This window comes from Amycolatopsis bullii (assembly GCF_014654205.1).
GTDB classification, from domain to species: domain Bacteria; phylum Actinomycetota; class Actinomycetes; order Mycobacteriales; family Pseudonocardiaceae; genus Amycolatopsis; species Amycolatopsis plumensis.
On the sequence record NZ_BNAW01000024.1, the window covers coordinates 46494 to 61005 of the forward strand.

Genomic DNA, 14512 nt, shown 5'->3' on the forward strand with positions numbered 1-14512 from the left:
GGTGCGAACAAGAAAACCGAACCACTCCGGCGCAGTGGGCTGACGATGCCACAAAGTCTTGTTCCGTACTGAACCCGCGAGTAGCCTCATTCCCGGCAGATGGACCTCCACCTCGCACGTCGGTGAATTCACGTCCCGCCGCTCGGGGCAATGGGGGCGGGCGAACGTGATCGACAGAGCCACGACGGCGAGCAATCGATCAGCCAAAGCCGAGACTGTACTGAATCAAAGGAGATGGGTATGTCCCGACTCAGCAGGCTGTCCGCCGGAATCGCGACCACCGCTACCGCCGTCGGCGCCATCGCGGTGCTGACCGCCGGCACCGCGGCCGCCGCCACGGTCACCTACACCGCCGGTGGCACCACGCCCCTGACCTACACCTGCACCTTCCCCGGCGTCTCGCCGCAGCCGGTCCTCGTCACGTCGCACCTGGACGCCGAGGACTCGGTCGCGGCCGGCGGCACCCTCACCCCGGCCAACGTGGGCGGCTCCGCGACGATCAGCGCCGGTGTCCACGCGCTGCTCACCGCGGTCGGCTACGACGGCATCCGCGGGACCGCCACGGTGCCGGTGACGGCGGCGTCGGGCACCCTGTCGCAGCCGGCGGCCACCGGGCTGGAGATCCCGGAGGTCATCTACCCGGCCGGCGGCCCGATCACGGTGAACATCTCGCAGGTCGCGACCTCCACCATCCCGACCTACACCGCTCCGGCGACGGCGGGCACGGACACGCTGTCGATGGGCAACACGGTCACGGCGTCGCTCGAGTTCCACAAGAAGTCGAACAACACCTGGACGCCGTGGACGATGAACTGCACCCTGAAGGTCACCAACCCGGCGCAGAACACCGCGTTCAGCCCGAGCATCACCGTCTCCTGACCCGGTTCCCGGTGCGGGCCCCTCGCCGGGCCCGCACCGGGATCTCCGGTCTCCGCTTCCGAACACACCAGGGAAACCGATGCCCCGTCGAGTCCGGCCCCGCTCCGTCACGGTGACCGCGCTGGCGGCCGCCGGCCTGCTGTCCGCGGCGAACGGCGCACTGACCGGGGTCGGTTCGGCCGCCCCCGCTCCCGCGGCCCCGCCGGAGAAGACGGCGACGGCGTCGGTCTCGGTGACCTGTCCCTTCGCCGATCCGCTCGGCTCGCGCAAGCTCACCGTCACCACGTCGGCGTCCCTGCCCAGCCAGGCGAAGTCGGGCACTTCGGCGACGATCGGCCGGTACTCGGCGCAGTTGAGCCTCCCCCGCGACGTCGCCCTGGCGCTCCTGCCCGCCGGCGCCACCGCCGGCTCGGTGCAGGGTGCGGTGCAGCTCGACCTCACGGTGCACCAAGGCGACCGCTCGGACAAGATCCCGGTCCCCCTCACCGTGGCGCCGACGCCCCTGCCGGAAACCGGCGACGTCACCCTCACCGCCACCGGCGACGTGCCGGAGATCGCGATCAACACCATCGGGGCCGTCGTCTTCGACGTCACCGCGCCGACGCTCGCGCTGACCGCCGTCCCGGCGCCCGACCCGGCTGCCACCCCCGACGCGCCCGCCACGCCCACCGCCGCCCCGCCGGCGCCGCCGATCGCGTGCACCCTCGACCCCGATCAGCAGGCGACGCTGGGCACGGTCCTCGTCCAGCCGACGGCGACGCCGGGTCCCGAGCAGAAGGCCGCGCCCGGTGCGGCGGCCGCGCTGGAGGAGGACCCACCGCCCGCGAACGAATACACCGTGCCGCTCGGCCTCATCACCGTCTTCACGAAGTCGACCATCAAGAAGCTGGGCGCGAACGTCGTGTCCGACCCCGCCCTCCTGATCAACGGGTTCTTCTCGGTGGACCTCGACACCGGCGGGTCCCGGGTTTCCGGGTCGGCGGTGTTCAAGCCGACGACCACGACGTTCCTCGCCTTCGGGTTCGTGCCGGTGTCCGCGACCGTCGAGTTCCTGCCGGAGGACTACCTCAACAGCAAGATGATCGAAATCGGCGGCGGGCTGTACACCGGCGACGACGGCGAGATCTGGCTGAGCACCAAGCTGAACGTGATGGGCCGGGTGAGCAACGTCAAGATCAACGGCGTCCCGGTCGACGTCGGCCCCGATTGCGTGACGAAGGATTTCATCAAGCTCGAGGTCAGCGGTCACTACGACCCCTTCACCACCGGCCACATCAAGGACGAGGACTTCGAACTGCCCGAATTCCGCGACTGCGGCTCCGGCGGCCAGGACCTGACCCCGCTGCTCTCCGGCATGAGCTCGGGCACGGGCAACCAGGCCTTCATCGACACCTACAACCTGAACGGGTGCATGGAGCCCGACCACACCCAGTGTCCGCCCGACACCCTCCCGCCCTCACAGGGCTCGCAGGCCTCACCGGCTGCGGCGAAGAAGGCGGCCGCGAAACCGAGGTAAACCGCACAGAGGGGGAATCATGAGGATCGGAACGGCGCTCGCGGCAGCGTTGCTCGTCGCGGGCACGGCGACGGAAACGGCAGCCGCGGCGACGGTGACACCGCAGACCGGCACGCTGACCTACACCTGCACGTTTCCCGGCATGCCACCGCAACCCACGACGCTGACCGCCGAGTTGGACGTCACCGATCCTCACCCCGGGCAGCCGTTCACGGTGATTCCCTCCGCGACCCAGGTCATCCCGAGCACCGTGCGCGCATTTCTGCGAAGCGCCGGCTACGACGCGGTCCGCGGCTCGCTGGCGGGGACGTTCGGCGTCTCGAACGCGACTCCGGACATCGGCACGATCAGCGGCAGCTTCCTCGACATGCCCATCGGCACGACGGGCCCGATCACGATCACGGTGGCCGGGCCGGTCCAGACGTTCACCGCCGGCGCGGCGGGCACGATCGGCTTCTCGATGGGCCCTGGCCTTTCCGAGCCGCTCGAGTTCCACCGGGCGTCCACTGGGACCTGGGTCACCTGGTCGACGAGCTGCACGCTGAAGGTGACCAGCCCGGCGCAGAACCGTGCGTTCCAGCCCGACATGGTGATCAGCTGAAACATCCATTGTGGACAATTCGAAGGGGAGTCGGATGATCCTGCGCGTCCTCACCACGGTTTCGTGCGCCGCCGCGATGGCGGTCGCCGTGGCCGCCCCGGCCTCCGCCGCGACCGTCACGTACCAGACCGGGCCCGTGCTCAACGCCTGCACCCTGCTCCCGGGGGTCACCCCGCAACCCGGGACCATGACCACCCGGTTCGACGCCCCGGATTCCGTCGCCTCGGGCACCACGATCACACCGGCCGGCGTGCGTGGCGGCGTGCGGTTCGAAGCGGGTCCGCACGCGATCTTGACCGCCTACGGCTACGACGGCTTCCGCGGCCACGTCGACCTGGGCCTGGCGGCGACCGGCGCGACGCTTTCCGGGCCGTCGGTCACCGGGCTGACCGTTCCCGAGCAGATCTTCCCCGCCGGTGGCGCCTTCGAGGTGCTGTTCGAGCAGGGGCCGGGTGCGGCGGTGCCGTCACTGACCGCGGGCGCACCCGGCTCGGCCACGGTCAAGGTCACCACCACGGCCACCTTCACCTTCGAGGTGCACCGGAAGGCGGACGGGGTGTGGAACCCGTGGACGATGACCTGCACCATCAAGGTGACGACCCGCCACAGAACCCGGCGTTCAGCCCGTCGATCTTGGTGACCTGACGGGCTCTCGCGAAGTCCGCTCCGGCGGCAGGGTCACCGGCCGCTCCCGGGGGGTCACGGCTGCTGCGAAGTCCACTGTGGACGCGACCCGCCCGACCGCGGCGACGGAAGCAGCTCGCTCACCGGGTACCGCAACGGCAGCGGAGCCGCCCCGGCCCGCAGCGCCAGCTCCATCTCGAACCGCGCCGCCGGGTCCTTCAGGCTCTCGCCGAACGTCGCCTGGAGCTGGCGCATGCGGTAGCGGACCGTCTGCGGGTGGACGCCCAGGCGCTCGGCGATCTCCACCACGTTGCCCTGGCTGTCCAGCCACGCCCGCAGCGTCTCCAGGAGCCGCTCCTGCTGCTTGCCCGTCATCTCCGCAAGCGGCGCGAACAGGCGGTGCCGCAGCGTGCCGACCAGCCCCGTGTCGGAATTGACCAGCAACGTCGCCAGGTGCTCCTCCGCGCGCAGCACCGGACGCACCGCCAGCACGCCGCGCTCGGCCAGCTGCAGCGAATTCCGGGCCCAGCGCAGAGAATCCGCGACCGAAGCGAGCGGGACGCACGGGCCGATCGCCAGGCGGCAGTCCGGCAGCGCCACCTGCAGCGCCGCCAGGCGGGGGCCGCTCAGCTCGCCCGGGACGACCAGCTTCGGGTCCGGCGTGTCGAGCTCGGCGAGGACGTCCGCGTCCAGCCCGGCGTGCCGGCGGGCCGGGGCGACGCCGCTGGCCGGGCAGATCGCCACCGGGGTCGCGTCGGACGGCACCGGCCAGCCGATCAGCTGGGCCAGCTCGGCAATCGCCTTCGGGGACGCCGGCGGCGTCTCGAGGATCAGGTGGAGCAGCTTGCGGCGCCAGGTGTCCAGCGCGCCCGCCGTGCGCGCCTTCGCCTCCAGGTAGCCGTCGAGCGCGACGGAGGCGAGCTCGTCCATGAACGCCAGCATGGCGTCGGCCAGCTGGGACATCACCGCCGACGAGAGGCCGCTGCGCCGCCCGACGCGCATGATGCGACGCCACGACACGCGCGCGCCGACGCGGTAGGCCGACTGCAGCGTGTCGAGGCTGCGGCCTTCGCGCATTTCGTTCTGCCCCAGCCGGTGGTGCACCTCGTGGGACTGTTCCTTCGACACCGTCGGGTCGGCGATCTGCGCGACGAACAGCGTGATCGCGTATTCGACGCCGGCCCGGATCGACTTGCCGTAGGGCCCGTCGAGCGGACGCGCGTACGCCGGGATGGTCGCGCGGATTTCTTCGACGATTTCAGCAGCGAGGCTGGCGAGCTCGGGCCGCAGGATGTCGGCCAGCTTGCGCGGCAGTGCGGCGGTCGGCGGCGGCGCAGCCTGATCGAATCCGCGCTCCACCGACATCGCAGCTCCTTCGCTCCGCCCCGGGACTCCGGCCGCGGGCACCCCGCGGCCGGGCACCCGAACCTGTTGCCGGGTGACAACCGACACATCGAAAAACTAACGCCAAACGTGTCACCCCCGTGAAGGAAAACCGATTTCTTGTCATCTCGGTGACAATTTCACGAGGTCAGGCTGCGATCAGCTGACAAGTGTCCCGCCGACTGCACCTTCACGTGCGTACGAACGGGCGAACCTCCAACGACCGGCCCGCGCTGCGGTTACGCCCGGATCTTGTATCGTGTGGTTGATACAAGCGAGAGGAGCGGCGATGCTGCAGCTCGACAACCTGTTCTGGGTCGCGGCCGTCATGGGCCTGTTCGGCCTGGCGATCCTGATCGTGCTCTGGCCGGCCGAGAAGCACGGAAAGCGCTTGCTCACCCGCTGGGGCGTCGCCGACCCCGACGCCGGGGAAGTCGCGCTGGCCGTCCGCTACCTCAAGCGGCGCCGGCTCTGGTACCCGTGGCTGTTCCTCGCGATCCCGCCGCTGCTCGACAACGGCGGAATGGGCTCGATCCTCGCCACGCTGCTGCTGGGCGCCCTGATCGCCGAGCTGCTGGCGCAGCGCCCGTCCCGCGGCCCGCGCCGCGAGGCCGAGCTGGCGCCGCGGACGCTGCTGGGCGTCGTCCCGGCGTGGATCCTGGTGCTGGGCGGGCTGGCGGCCGCGGGATCGCTGCTGCACCTGGGCCTCACGGCGCAGTGGAAGCTGCTGGCGGTGGCCGCGGGCACGGTTCTGGTCAGCGCGGCGATCACGCTGCTGGCGGTGCGCCGTCCGCCGGTCGGTGCCCCGCGCGCCGACCTGGCGCTGCGCTGCCGCAGTGCGCGGGTGGCGGTCGGCCTGGGCATCGGCGCGTGCACGTCGGTCGGCTGGCCGGCGGGCGACTTCGTCTCGTTCCTGGCGGTCGTGGCCGGCCTGGCGGCGTTCCTGGCGGTGACGGCCCCGGCGAAACGGCTGCCGGCGGCGGCGTGAAGATCGTCGTCGACACCGAGAACGGGGTGCCGCCGTGGCGGCAGGTGCACGACCAGGTGATCCGGGCGGTGACGGCGGGAGCGCTGCCGGAGGGCACCCGGCTGCCGCCGATCCGCCAGCTGGCACGGGACTTGGGCCTGGCCTCGGGCACGGTGGCCCGCGCGTACCGCGAGCTGGAGGCGGCGGGCTGGGTGGCGACGGCCCGGGCGCGCGGCACGGTGGTGACGGTCCCGTCGGACCGCCCGGACCGCGAGGCCCTGCTGGCCGCGGCGGCCGCGGAGTTCACGGCCCAGGCCCGCGACCTCGGCGCCGACCTGGCCACCACCCTGGACGCCGTCCGCGCGGCCTACCGCTCGTGAGTGGTGAAGCGGTTGGAACCCTACTTGCCACTCACGAGCAGCCGGCCCAGCGCGGCCAGGACGGGCTCCAGGACCTCGACTTCGCGAGGCGTGCCCACGCACTCCGTGATCCCCGCGCCGACGACCTCGAACCGGGCCAGCGCGTCCAGCTCGGACACCAGCCGCTCGATCGTCCAGCCGTCCGGTTCCGGGTAGTTGAGCCCCGCGAACTCGCCGGGGTCCAGCACGTCGAGGTCCACGTGCACGTACAGCTTCTCCACACTCGCCCAAGCGTCGGCGGAGGTCACCGCCAGGCCGCGCGAAACCGCGGCCTCTTCCTCCGGGTCGAACACGCGCGTCCCGGCGAGGAGCACCCGGCCGGGCTCCAAGGCCGGCGAAGCCGCGAACTCCGGGTCGCCGTCGCCGAGCAGCGAGCGCAGCACCATCCCGTGGAACGCCCCCGACGGCGACGACTCCGCCGTGTTGAGGTCCGGGTGGGCGTCGAACCACGCCACGCCCAGGCCGGGCCCGCGCCGGAACCGCGCGACCCCGATCGGGATCAGCTCGACACCGCAGTCGCCGCCGACCGTCAGGACCGGGCCGCCCGGGGCCTCGAGGGCGGCCAGCTGGGCCGCCCGGTTCTCGCCGGTGAGGACGGCGCGCGAGGCGATCCCACGGTCCACTTCGGACACCGCGCGCGTCTGCCGGACGTGGTGGACGGGCCGGCCGAGCACGTGCCCGGCCAGCTCCGCGAGCGCCAGGCAGCCGTCCGGCAGCTCCGCCGCGCGCGGCCCCACCGCGCCCTGTCGTTGCGGTACCGCGTTGATCAGCATCCGCCGAGCGTATCCGCTCACCGCAACGCGGTGAATGACTCATTCCTGGCGTCCGGCGCCAGGAATGAGTCATTCACTGCCGTCTCACTCGAGGACCAGCAGGAGGTCGCCGCCTTCGACCTGCTGCACCGCAGTGATCGCCCGCCTGGCCACCTTGCCGCCGGTGGACGCGGTGATCGAGGCCTCCATCTTCATCGCCTCGATCGTCGCGACCGTCGCGCCGGCCTCGACCGTGTCGCCCTCGGCGACCTGCAACGTCACCACCCCCGCGAACGGCGCCGCGATCTGCTTCGGGTTGCCCTTCTCGGCCTTCTCCGTCGCCGGGACGTCCGAGGCGATCGAGCGGTCGCGGATCTGGATCGGGCGCAGCTGGCCGTTCAGCGTCGACATCACCGTGCGGACGCCGCGCTCGTCGGCCTCGCCGATGGCCTCCAGCTCGATGAGCAGCCGCACGCCCGGCTCGAGGTCGACCGGGTACTCCTCCCCCGGGCGCAGCCCGTAGAAGAAGTCCTTGCTGGCCAGCACCGAGGTGTCGCCGTAGGCCTCGCGGTGCGCCTCGAACTCCTTCGTCGGCCCGGGGAACAGCAGCCGGTTCAGCGTCCGGCGCGGTTCCGCCGCCAGCGCGGCCCGATCCTCTTCGGACAGTTCGACGACGGGCTTCGCGGCCGCGCGGCCCTCCAGGGCCTTGGTGCGGAACGGCTCCGGCCAGCCACCGGGCGGGTCGCCCAGCTCGCCGCGCAGGAAGCCGATCACCGAGTCGGGGATGTCGAACTTGTTCGGCTCGGCCTCGAAGTCGGCCGGCGAGACGCCCGCGCCGACCAGGTGCAGCGCGAGGTCGCCGACGACCTTCGACGACGGCGTCACCTTCACCAGGTGGCCGAGGATCTTGTCCGCGGCGGCGTACATCGCCTCGATGTCCTCGAACCGGTCGCCCAGTCCCAGCGCGATGGCCTGGGTGCGCAGGTTCGACAGCTGCCCGCCGGGGATCTCGTGGTCGTAGACGCGCCCGGTCGGCGACGCGAGCCCGGCCTCGAAAGGCGCGTAGATCTTGCGCACGCTCTCCCAGTACGGCTCCAGGTCACCGATCGCCCGCAGGTCCAGACCCGTGGTGCGCGCGGAGTGGTCGGTGGCCGCCACGATCGACGACAGCGACGGCTGCGACGTCGTGCCCGCCATCGACGAGACCGCGCCGTCGACGGCGTCCGCGCCCGCGTTGATCGCCGCGAGGTAGGTGGCCAGCTGGCCGCCCGCGGTGTCGTGGGTGTGGATGTGCACCGGCAGGTCGAACTCCTTGCGCAGCGCGGTGACCAGCTTGGTCGCCGCGGGCGCGCGCAGCAGCCCGGCCATGTCTTTGATCGCCAGGACGTGCGCCCCGGCGCCGACGATCTGCTCGGCCAGCTTGAGGTAGTAGTCGAGCGTGTAGAGCTTCTCGCCCGGGTCGGACAGGTCCGAGGTGTAGCAGAGCGCCACCTCGGCGACGGCGGACCCGGTCTCGCGCACGGCTTCGATGGCCGGGCGCATCTGCTCGACGTCGTTGAGCGCGTCGAAGATCCGGAAGATGTCGATGCCGGTCTTCGTGGCCTCCTCGACGAAGGCGGTGGTCACCTCGGTGGGGTACGGCGTGTACCCGACGGTGTTGCGCCCGCGCAGCAGCATCTGCAGGCAGATGTTGGGCACGGCCTCGCGCAGCGCGGCCAGCCGCTCCCACGGGTCCTCGGCGAGGAACCGCAGCGCGACGTCGTAGGTGGCGCCGCCCCAGCACTCCAGCGACAGCAGCTCCGGCAGCGTGTTCGCGACGACCGGCGCCACGGCGAGGAGGTCCTTCGACCGGACGCGGGTGGCGAGCAGCGACTGGTGGGCGTCGCGGAACGTCGTGTCGGTGACGCCGATGTGCGGCGACTCCCGCAGCCAGCGCGCGAACCCGGCCGGGCCCAGCTCGACGAGCTTCTGCTTGGAGCCCGGCGCCGGCTGGGCGTCCTTCGGGAGCTTCGGCAGCTTGAGCGTGGCGTCCGGCGTCTTCGGGCGCTCGCCGTGCGGCTTGTTGACCGTCTGGTCGGCGAGGTAGGTCAGCAGCTTCGTGCCGCGGTCGGCGGAGGTGCGCGCGGTGAGCAGGTGCGGACGTTCTTCGATGAACGACGTCGTGACGCGGCCGGCGCGGAAGTCCGGGTCGTCGAGGACGGCCTGCAGGAACGGGATGTTCGTGGCGACCCCGCGGATCCGGAACTCGGCGACGGCGCGGCGCGCGCGGCCGACGGCGGTCTTGAAGTCGCGGCCGCGGCAGGTGAGCTTGACCAGCAGCGAGTCGAAGTGGGCGCTGATCTCGGTGCCGGAGAAGGCGGTGCCGCCGTCGAGCCGGATGCCCGAGCCGCCCGGCGAGCGGTAGGCGGAGATCATCCCGGTGTCCGGGCGGAAGCCGTTGGCCGGGTCCTCGGTGGTGATGCGGCACTGCAGGGCGGCGCCGCGCAGGTAGATCTTGTCCTGGCTCAGGCCGAGGTCGTCGAGGGTCTCGCCGGAGGCGATCCGCAGCTGCGACTGCACGAGGTCGACGTCGGTGACCTCTTCGGTGACCGTGTGCTCGACCTGGATGCGCGGGTTCATCTCGATGAAGACGTGCTTGCCCTGCTTGTCGAGCAGGAACTCGACGGTGCCGGCGTTGCGGTAGCCGATCTGGCGGGCGAACTTGACGGCGTCCGCGCAGATGCGGTCGCGCAGCTCGGGGTCGAGGTTCGGCGCCGGAGCGAGCTCGACGACCTTCTGGTGGCGCCGCTGCACCGAGCAGTCGCGCTCGTAGAGGTGGATGACGTTGCCGGCGCCGTCGGCGAGGATCTGCACCTCGATGTGCCGCGGCTCGACGACGGCCTTCTCCAGGAAGACGGTGGGATCGCCGAAGGCGGACTCGGCCTCGCGCGCGGCGGCCTCGATGGACTCGCGCAGTAGGGCGGGGTCCTCGACCCGGCGCATCCCGCGCCCGCCACCCCCGGCGACGGCCTTGACGAAGACCGGGAAGCCGAGGTCTTCGGCCGCGGCGACCAGCGCGTCGATGTCACTGGAGGGCTCGGACGACCCCAGCACGGGCACGCCGGCCTCGCGCGCGGCCTTGACCGCGCGAGCCTTGTTACCGGTCAGTTCGAGAATGTCGGCGCTCGGCCCGACGAAGGTGATGCCCGCTTCCTCGCACGCGCGCGCGAGATCGGGGTTCTCGGAGAGGAAGCCGTAGCCGGGGTAGACGGCATCGGCTTTCGCCTTCTTGGCGGCGGCGACGATCTCGTCGACCGAGAGGTAGGCGCGCACGGGGTGACCGGGTTCGCCGATCTCGTACGCCTCGTCGGCCTTCAGCCGGTGCAGCGAGTTGCGGTCTTCGTGCGGAAACACGGCAACCGTGCCGGCACCGAGTTCGTAGCCGGCGCGGAACGCCCGGATCGCGATCTCCCCGCGGTTGGCCACCAGAACCTTGCGGAACATGCCCGGTCCTTCCCTCTTGGATCGGTAAGTCAACGCACGTTACCCGGTTCTTCCCGCTCTGCGGGAGTTCAGTCCCGGGTGATGGACATCATGCGGACCAGGAGGTTCAGTGGTCACCCCTGGTGGCAGTCCTCGACGACACCTCGGCGCACGGTCAGCCGGATGCGGTTCGGCTTGAGCTCCAGGGTGACCCACGGGTTCCGTTCGAGGTCCACGACCTGCACCAGGAAGCCGTCGCGCTCGCAGCGCTCCCTGGCGTCCTCGGTCGTCCGGCCGACCAGTTCGGCCAGGTCGAACGAAGGCTTCCGGCGGTCGAACGGGAACCCGGGCACGGCGCACCTCCTCCGGACCAGCTTCCCGGAGTCCGGCCCCGGCCGCCAGACGGCGGGCAGAGCAACCGGAGGTGCGGACGTCCTCGAGCAACGCGACCTTGTCCCGGCTCGGGTGCCCAAAACTTGCCCGGCGCGGAAACGGTCTGCCGCCGCTCACGCGCCGTGCCCCCGCATACCGACGGCTTCCGAGCATCGCCCACCCTCCCAGGGGGACCGTCCCCGTCTTCAGCCTATCGGACCCGCTGGACACAGAATCCGGAAAAGCCGCAGATCAGACCACTTGCCCACACCCCGCCGACATTGTGGACAACCCGCAGCTCACCCTCCCGGCGGCGCATAGAGCAACCGGTTCGCCGTCCCGTCCGGAACGCCCTTGAGCACGTCCGGCGTCGCGGCGCGGACCAGGGCGTCGTCGACCTGCGCCGGCGTGTCCTCCGGGTGCCGGGCCCGGTACAACGCCGCCACCCCGGCCGCGAAGGCCGCCGCCATCGACGTCCCCGACTCCGGGCCCGCGCCCGTTCCGCCCGCGATCGGGGCCGGGATGTCGGCGCCCGGCGCGTACAGGTCGACCTCCTGCCCCGAGTTCGACGTCTTGTCGGGACGGTCCTGGGCGTCGGAGGCCGCGACCGTCAGCGCCTCCGGCACGCGGCCCGGCGAGAAACCGCTCGCGTCGGCCGACTCGCTGCCCGCCGGCACCGCGATCGGCACCACCGTCGCCAGCCGCCGAACCGCCGAGTCGAGCTGGTCGTTCGGCGCCCCGCCGATGCCGAGGAGGGCGACCGCGGGCTGCTGGGCGTTCTGCGCGACCCAGTCGATTCCCGCGATGATCTGGTCGGTCGTGCCGCCGCCGTCCTTGTCGAGCACCCGCACCGGCACGATCTGCGCGCCCTTCGCCACGCCGTAGTCCTTGCCCGCGGCGATGCCCGCGAGGCGGGTGCCGTGGCCGTTCAGGTCCGAGGTGTCGGAACCGCCGTTGAGGAAGTCGCGCCCGGGTGCGACGCGGCCCTGGAAGTCGGGGTGCTTCGCGTCGACGCCGCTGTCGATCACGTAGATCGTGACGCCCGAGCCGTCACTCGCGTAGTGGTAGGCGTGGTCGAGGCCGGTCCGCTGGTCGATCCGGTCGAGCCCCCAGCTGGGCGGATCGGGCTGCACCCCACCGCCGGAGACGGCGAGCGCGGCGACGGCCGCGAGAAGCATCCTCATGATCGTCGTGGTACCCCTGCGCGTCCCGAACGACAACTCAGGGCCGTCGCCCGTTCGGCTGATTCCGCACGGCGAGCACCACGGCGTCGAGCACCAGCAGGACGAGGGCGGCCACCACCATCGCCTGCCCCAGGGAGGTCTTGGAGCCGTACTCCTCGATGGCGCCGAACGTCGGTGCGAGCACTCCCGACAGCCCGGCGGTCCCGGCGGCCAGTACCACCGCGGCGACCCGGCGCGGGCGCAGCACCGCGGCGAACGCCGGCAGGGCGACGAAGAGCACCGCGCCGAGGCGGAAGTAGGCCGCCGCCCGCCCGCCCAGGCTGGAGTCGTACTCCGTCAGCTCGGACAGCTGGAGGAGGAAGCCGGTGGCGACGACGACGCCGAGCGCGATCGCTGCCCACGCCTCCCAGCCCGGCCTCTTGCCGAACCCGAACGGGACGCGCGGGTCACGGGCCGACGCCACCACGGCGAGCACACCGGCGGTCACCAGCCCGCCATGAGCGATCATTTCGACGACGAAGCCCGCCTGCAGATCGGTCTCCGAACCGGACGACGAGAGGGTGATCAGCTCGCCGATGAAGCGCAGCAGACCGAACAGCGCCGCGAAACCGACACCGGCCAGCAGCGCGGGACCGGCTTGTCCCCTCGCCCGCGGGGCGAGGGCCACCACACCGGCGAGGGCACCGCACACCGCGACCACCCCGACGGAGAACGGCATGCCGGGGCGGTACTCGGCGAGGCTGTACTCGTAGCGGTAGGGCATGGCCAGACCGGACAAGGCGAAGAGCGCCCCGATGATCGAGACGATCGCGGCCGCCCCGGCCAGGCCACCCGGAGCAGCGGCTCCGCGCTCAGCCGCACCGGCCACGGGTTCCTCAGCCTGTCCCGGTGTGGCGGGCGGCTTCACCGGCTCGGCTGCCACCGCCGGACCGGGCCCCTGAACCAGCTGCGGCGCAGGCCGGCGCCGGGGGCCGGATTCCGCGTCGGCGGTCGCCCGGCCGGGTTCCGCCGCCTCCGGCCCGGTCTCCCGGGCCGGCTCCGGCTCCACATCCGCTCCCGGCGCCGGATCCGGCTGCCCCTTCTCGACCGGCACCGGCACCGGCACCGGCTCCGGCCGGGCCTCGATCTCCACCGCCACGACCGTCTCCCCGGTCGGCCCGCTCACCACCACCTTCCCGCGCCGCTCCCCCGCCTCCCCCGCCGTCACGGAAAGCGAAGCTCCGCCCGCGACCTCGCTCACCGCGATCCACGAATGCGACGCCTCGAACCGCACCTCCCTGGCCACCGGCGGCCCCAGCGGCCGCAGCGACGCCGAGGCCGACGAGCCCGGCGCAGCCGACAAGCGCACCGACGGCGTGTCCACCCGCACCACCGCGGACGACATCGCCTCCGCTGCCGCCGCGGCCACGTGCTCGATGTCCGTCGATGCCATCGCGCGGAGGGCCTCGAACGCCCCCACCGCCACCGGGAGATTCGCGCTCGAGAGCCGCCGCCGGAGTTCCGCCACCGCGCCCAGCCTGGTGAACGGGTTCTCCGCCCCGATCGCCGCCGCCAGGTCCGGGGGGATCGGGGACGGCTTGATGCGACGGCGCCGGCTCTTCGCCAGGTACAGCTCGCCCTGCATCTCGATGTCGCGGCTCGGCGTCTGCTTCGGGTTGCGCTCGCGGACCCGGTCGAACAAGTACTCGTACAGCTCGCCCAGTGCGATCCAGCCGTCCTCGTCGCGGTCCGCTTCGCCCGTGCGCAGGCCCTCCACCAGCGCCGCGGTGAACACCGACGGCTGGGCCGGCCCGTCCGAGGCCAGCGTCGCGCCCTCGAACGCGTACTCGATCGAATTCGACGCCGTGATGACCGCCCGGCCGCGGCCGCCGCGGAAGCTGTCGAGCACGTTCGCCTCGCCCGACGCCCGGACCGCCACGCCCTGGCTGAACGCCCCGCCGTAGCAGCAGTCCAGCAGCAGGACGATGCTGCGCGAGCGGCTCTGCCGGATGCACTGCTGCACGAACTCCGCGGACACCGCCGTCGACCGCAGGCGGTCCGGCCGCGTGTTGCGGGCGGCGAAGTACAGCCCGCCCGCGTCGTCCTTGAGACCGTGGCAAGAAAAGTGCAGCAGCAGGACGTCGTCGGGTTTGCCCTCGAGACAGAGGTCCTCGATCTCCGCCTGCACCACGTGCGCGGTCTCGTTCCGCACGACGGACACGGCGAAGTCGCTGATCGCCCGGTCGGCGAGCACCCCGGCCAGGGCGTCGGCGTCCGCCGCGGGCGAGCCCAGCCGCTGCAGCCCCGCGTTGTCGTACTCGCCGTTGGCGACGATCAGCGCGCGCCTCCGCCCGGCCATACTGGTAGGAAACGC

12 protein-coding genes are annotated in these 14512 nt (G+C 72.1%); 6 read left to right on the forward strand and 6 right to left on the reverse strand.

Annotated elements, in window-relative coordinates:
• Nucleotides 1–240 precede the first annotated feature (240 nt).
• The 4 genes from IE317_RS24940 to IE317_RS24955 all read left to right on the forward strand — a co-directional run bounded on the left by IE317_RS24940 (nt 241) and on the right by IE317_RS24955 (nt 3636).
• The gene (locus IE317_RS24940) at nt 241–879 is read left to right on the forward strand and encodes a DUF6801 domain-containing protein (RefSeq protein ID WP_191313758.1); all 639 of its coding nucleotides are present in this window, start codon (nt 241–243) and stop codon (nt 877–879) included.
• A gap of 79 nt (nt 880–958) precedes the next feature.
• Nucleotides 959–2395, forward strand: a complete 1437-nt coding sequence (locus IE317_RS24945) for a DUF6801 domain-containing protein (RefSeq protein ID WP_229902899.1) — start codon at nt 959–961, stop codon at nt 2393–2395.
• A 19-nt stretch (nt 2396–2414) separates the two neighbouring features.
• Entirely contained in the window at nt 2415–2996 is a 582-nt protein-coding gene (locus IE317_RS24950) for a DUF6801 domain-containing protein (RefSeq protein WP_229902900.1), read from the forward strand.
• A 34-nt stretch (nt 2997–3030) separates the two neighbouring features.
• Nucleotides 3031–3636 (forward strand): DUF6801 domain-containing protein, encoded by a 606-nt coding sequence (locus tag IE317_RS24955; RefSeq protein WP_229902901.1) that lies wholly within the window; start codon nt 3031–3033, stop codon nt 3634–3636.
• 59 nt (nt 3637–3695) lie between these two features.
• On the opposite strand, the gene IE317_RS24960 is transcribed toward IE317_RS24955, so the two are convergent.
• On the reverse strand, nt 3696–4985 hold the full coding sequence (locus IE317_RS24960) for a PucR family transcriptional regulator (protein ID WP_191313759.1): 1290 nt from the start codon (nt 4983–4985) through the stop codon (nt 3696–3698).
• 307 nt (nt 4986–5292) lie between these two features.
• Here IE317_RS24960 and IE317_RS24965 point away from each other — a divergent pair, with 307 nt between their 5' ends.
• Nucleotides 5293–5991 (forward strand): hypothetical protein, encoded by a 699-nt coding sequence (locus IE317_RS24965; RefSeq protein ID WP_191313760.1) that lies wholly within the window; start codon nt 5293–5295, stop codon nt 5989–5991.
• Complete coding sequence (locus IE317_RS24970) at nt 5988–6350, forward strand: GntR family transcriptional regulator (protein WP_191313761.1); 363 nt, start codon at nt 5988–5990, stop codon at nt 6348–6350. The genes IE317_RS24965 and IE317_RS24970 overlap by 4 nt, the downstream gene beginning before the upstream one ends.
• 20 nt (nt 6351–6370) lie before the next feature.
• On the opposite strand, the gene IE317_RS24975 is transcribed toward IE317_RS24970, so the two are convergent.
• The 5 genes from IE317_RS24975 to IE317_RS24995 all read right to left on the reverse strand — a co-directional run bounded on the left by IE317_RS24975 (nt 6371) and on the right by IE317_RS24995 (nt 14497).
• Nucleotides 6371–7162: an arginase family protein gene (locus IE317_RS24975; RefSeq protein WP_191313762.1), complete on the reverse strand. Its 792-nt coding sequence runs from the start codon at nt 7160–7162 to the stop codon at nt 6371–6373.
• An 84-nt stretch (nt 7163–7246) separates the two neighbouring features.
• Nucleotides 7247–10624 (reverse strand): pyruvate carboxylase, encoded by a 3378-nt coding sequence (locus IE317_RS24980; RefSeq protein WP_191313763.1) that lies wholly within the window; start codon nt 10622–10624, stop codon nt 7247–7249.
• Between the two features lie 113 nt (nt 10625–10737).
• Entirely contained in the window at nt 10738–10956 is a 219-nt protein-coding gene (locus IE317_RS24985; protein WP_191313764.1) for a hypothetical protein, read from the reverse strand.
• Between the two features lie 318 nt (nt 10957–11274).
• The gene (locus IE317_RS24990) at nt 11275–12153 is read right to left on the reverse strand and encodes a S8 family peptidase (RefSeq protein ID WP_191313823.1); all 879 of its coding nucleotides are present in this window, start codon (nt 12151–12153) and stop codon (nt 11275–11277) included.
• A gap of 43 nt (nt 12154–12196) precedes the next feature.
• A complete protein-coding gene (locus tag IE317_RS24995; RefSeq protein WP_191313765.1) occupies nt 12197–14497 on the reverse strand; it encodes a caspase, EACC1-associated type in 2301 nt (766 codons plus the stop codon).
• Nucleotides 14498–14512 lie beyond the last annotated feature (15 nt).

Excerpts from the sequence above, each read along its gene's own strand:
- IE317_RS24940 (WP_191313758.1), top strand. The coding sequence starts at position 241 with ATGTCCCGACTCAGCAGGCTGTCCGCCGGAATCGCGACCACCGCTACC.
- IE317_RS24945 (WP_229902899.1), top strand. The coding sequence starts at position 959 with ATGCCCCGTCGAGTCCGGCCCCGCTCCGTCACGGTGACCGCGCTGGCG.
- IE317_RS24950 (WP_229902900.1), top strand. The coding sequence starts at position 2,415 with ATGAGGATCGGAACGGCGCTCGCGGCAGCGTTGCTCGTCGCGGGCACG.
- IE317_RS24955 (WP_229902901.1), top strand. The coding sequence starts at position 3,031 with ATGATCCTGCGCGTCCTCACCACGGTTTCGTGCGCCGCCGCGATGGCG.
- IE317_RS24960 (WP_191313759.1), bottom strand. The coding sequence starts at position 4,985 with ATGTCGGTGGAGCGCGGATTCGATCAGGCTGCGCCGCCGCCGACCGCC.
- IE317_RS24965 (WP_191313760.1), top strand. The coding sequence starts at position 5,293 with ATGCTGCAGCTCGACAACCTGTTCTGGGTCGCGGCCGTCATGGGCCTG.
- IE317_RS24975 (WP_191313762.1), bottom strand. The coding sequence starts at position 7,162 with ATGCTGATCAACGCGGTACCGCAACGACAGGGCGCGGTGGGGCCGCGC.
- IE317_RS24980 (WP_191313763.1), bottom strand. The coding sequence starts at position 10,624 with ATGTTCCGCAAGGTTCTGGTGGCCAACCGCGGGGAGATCGCGATCCGG.
- IE317_RS24990 (WP_191313823.1), bottom strand. The coding sequence starts at position 12,153 with ATGCTTCTCGCGGCCGTCGCCGCGCTCGCCGTCTCCGGCGGTGGGGTG.
- IE317_RS24995 (WP_191313765.1), bottom strand. The coding sequence starts at position 14,497 with ATGGCCGGGCGGAGGCGCGCGCTGATCGTCGCCAACGGCGAGTACGAC.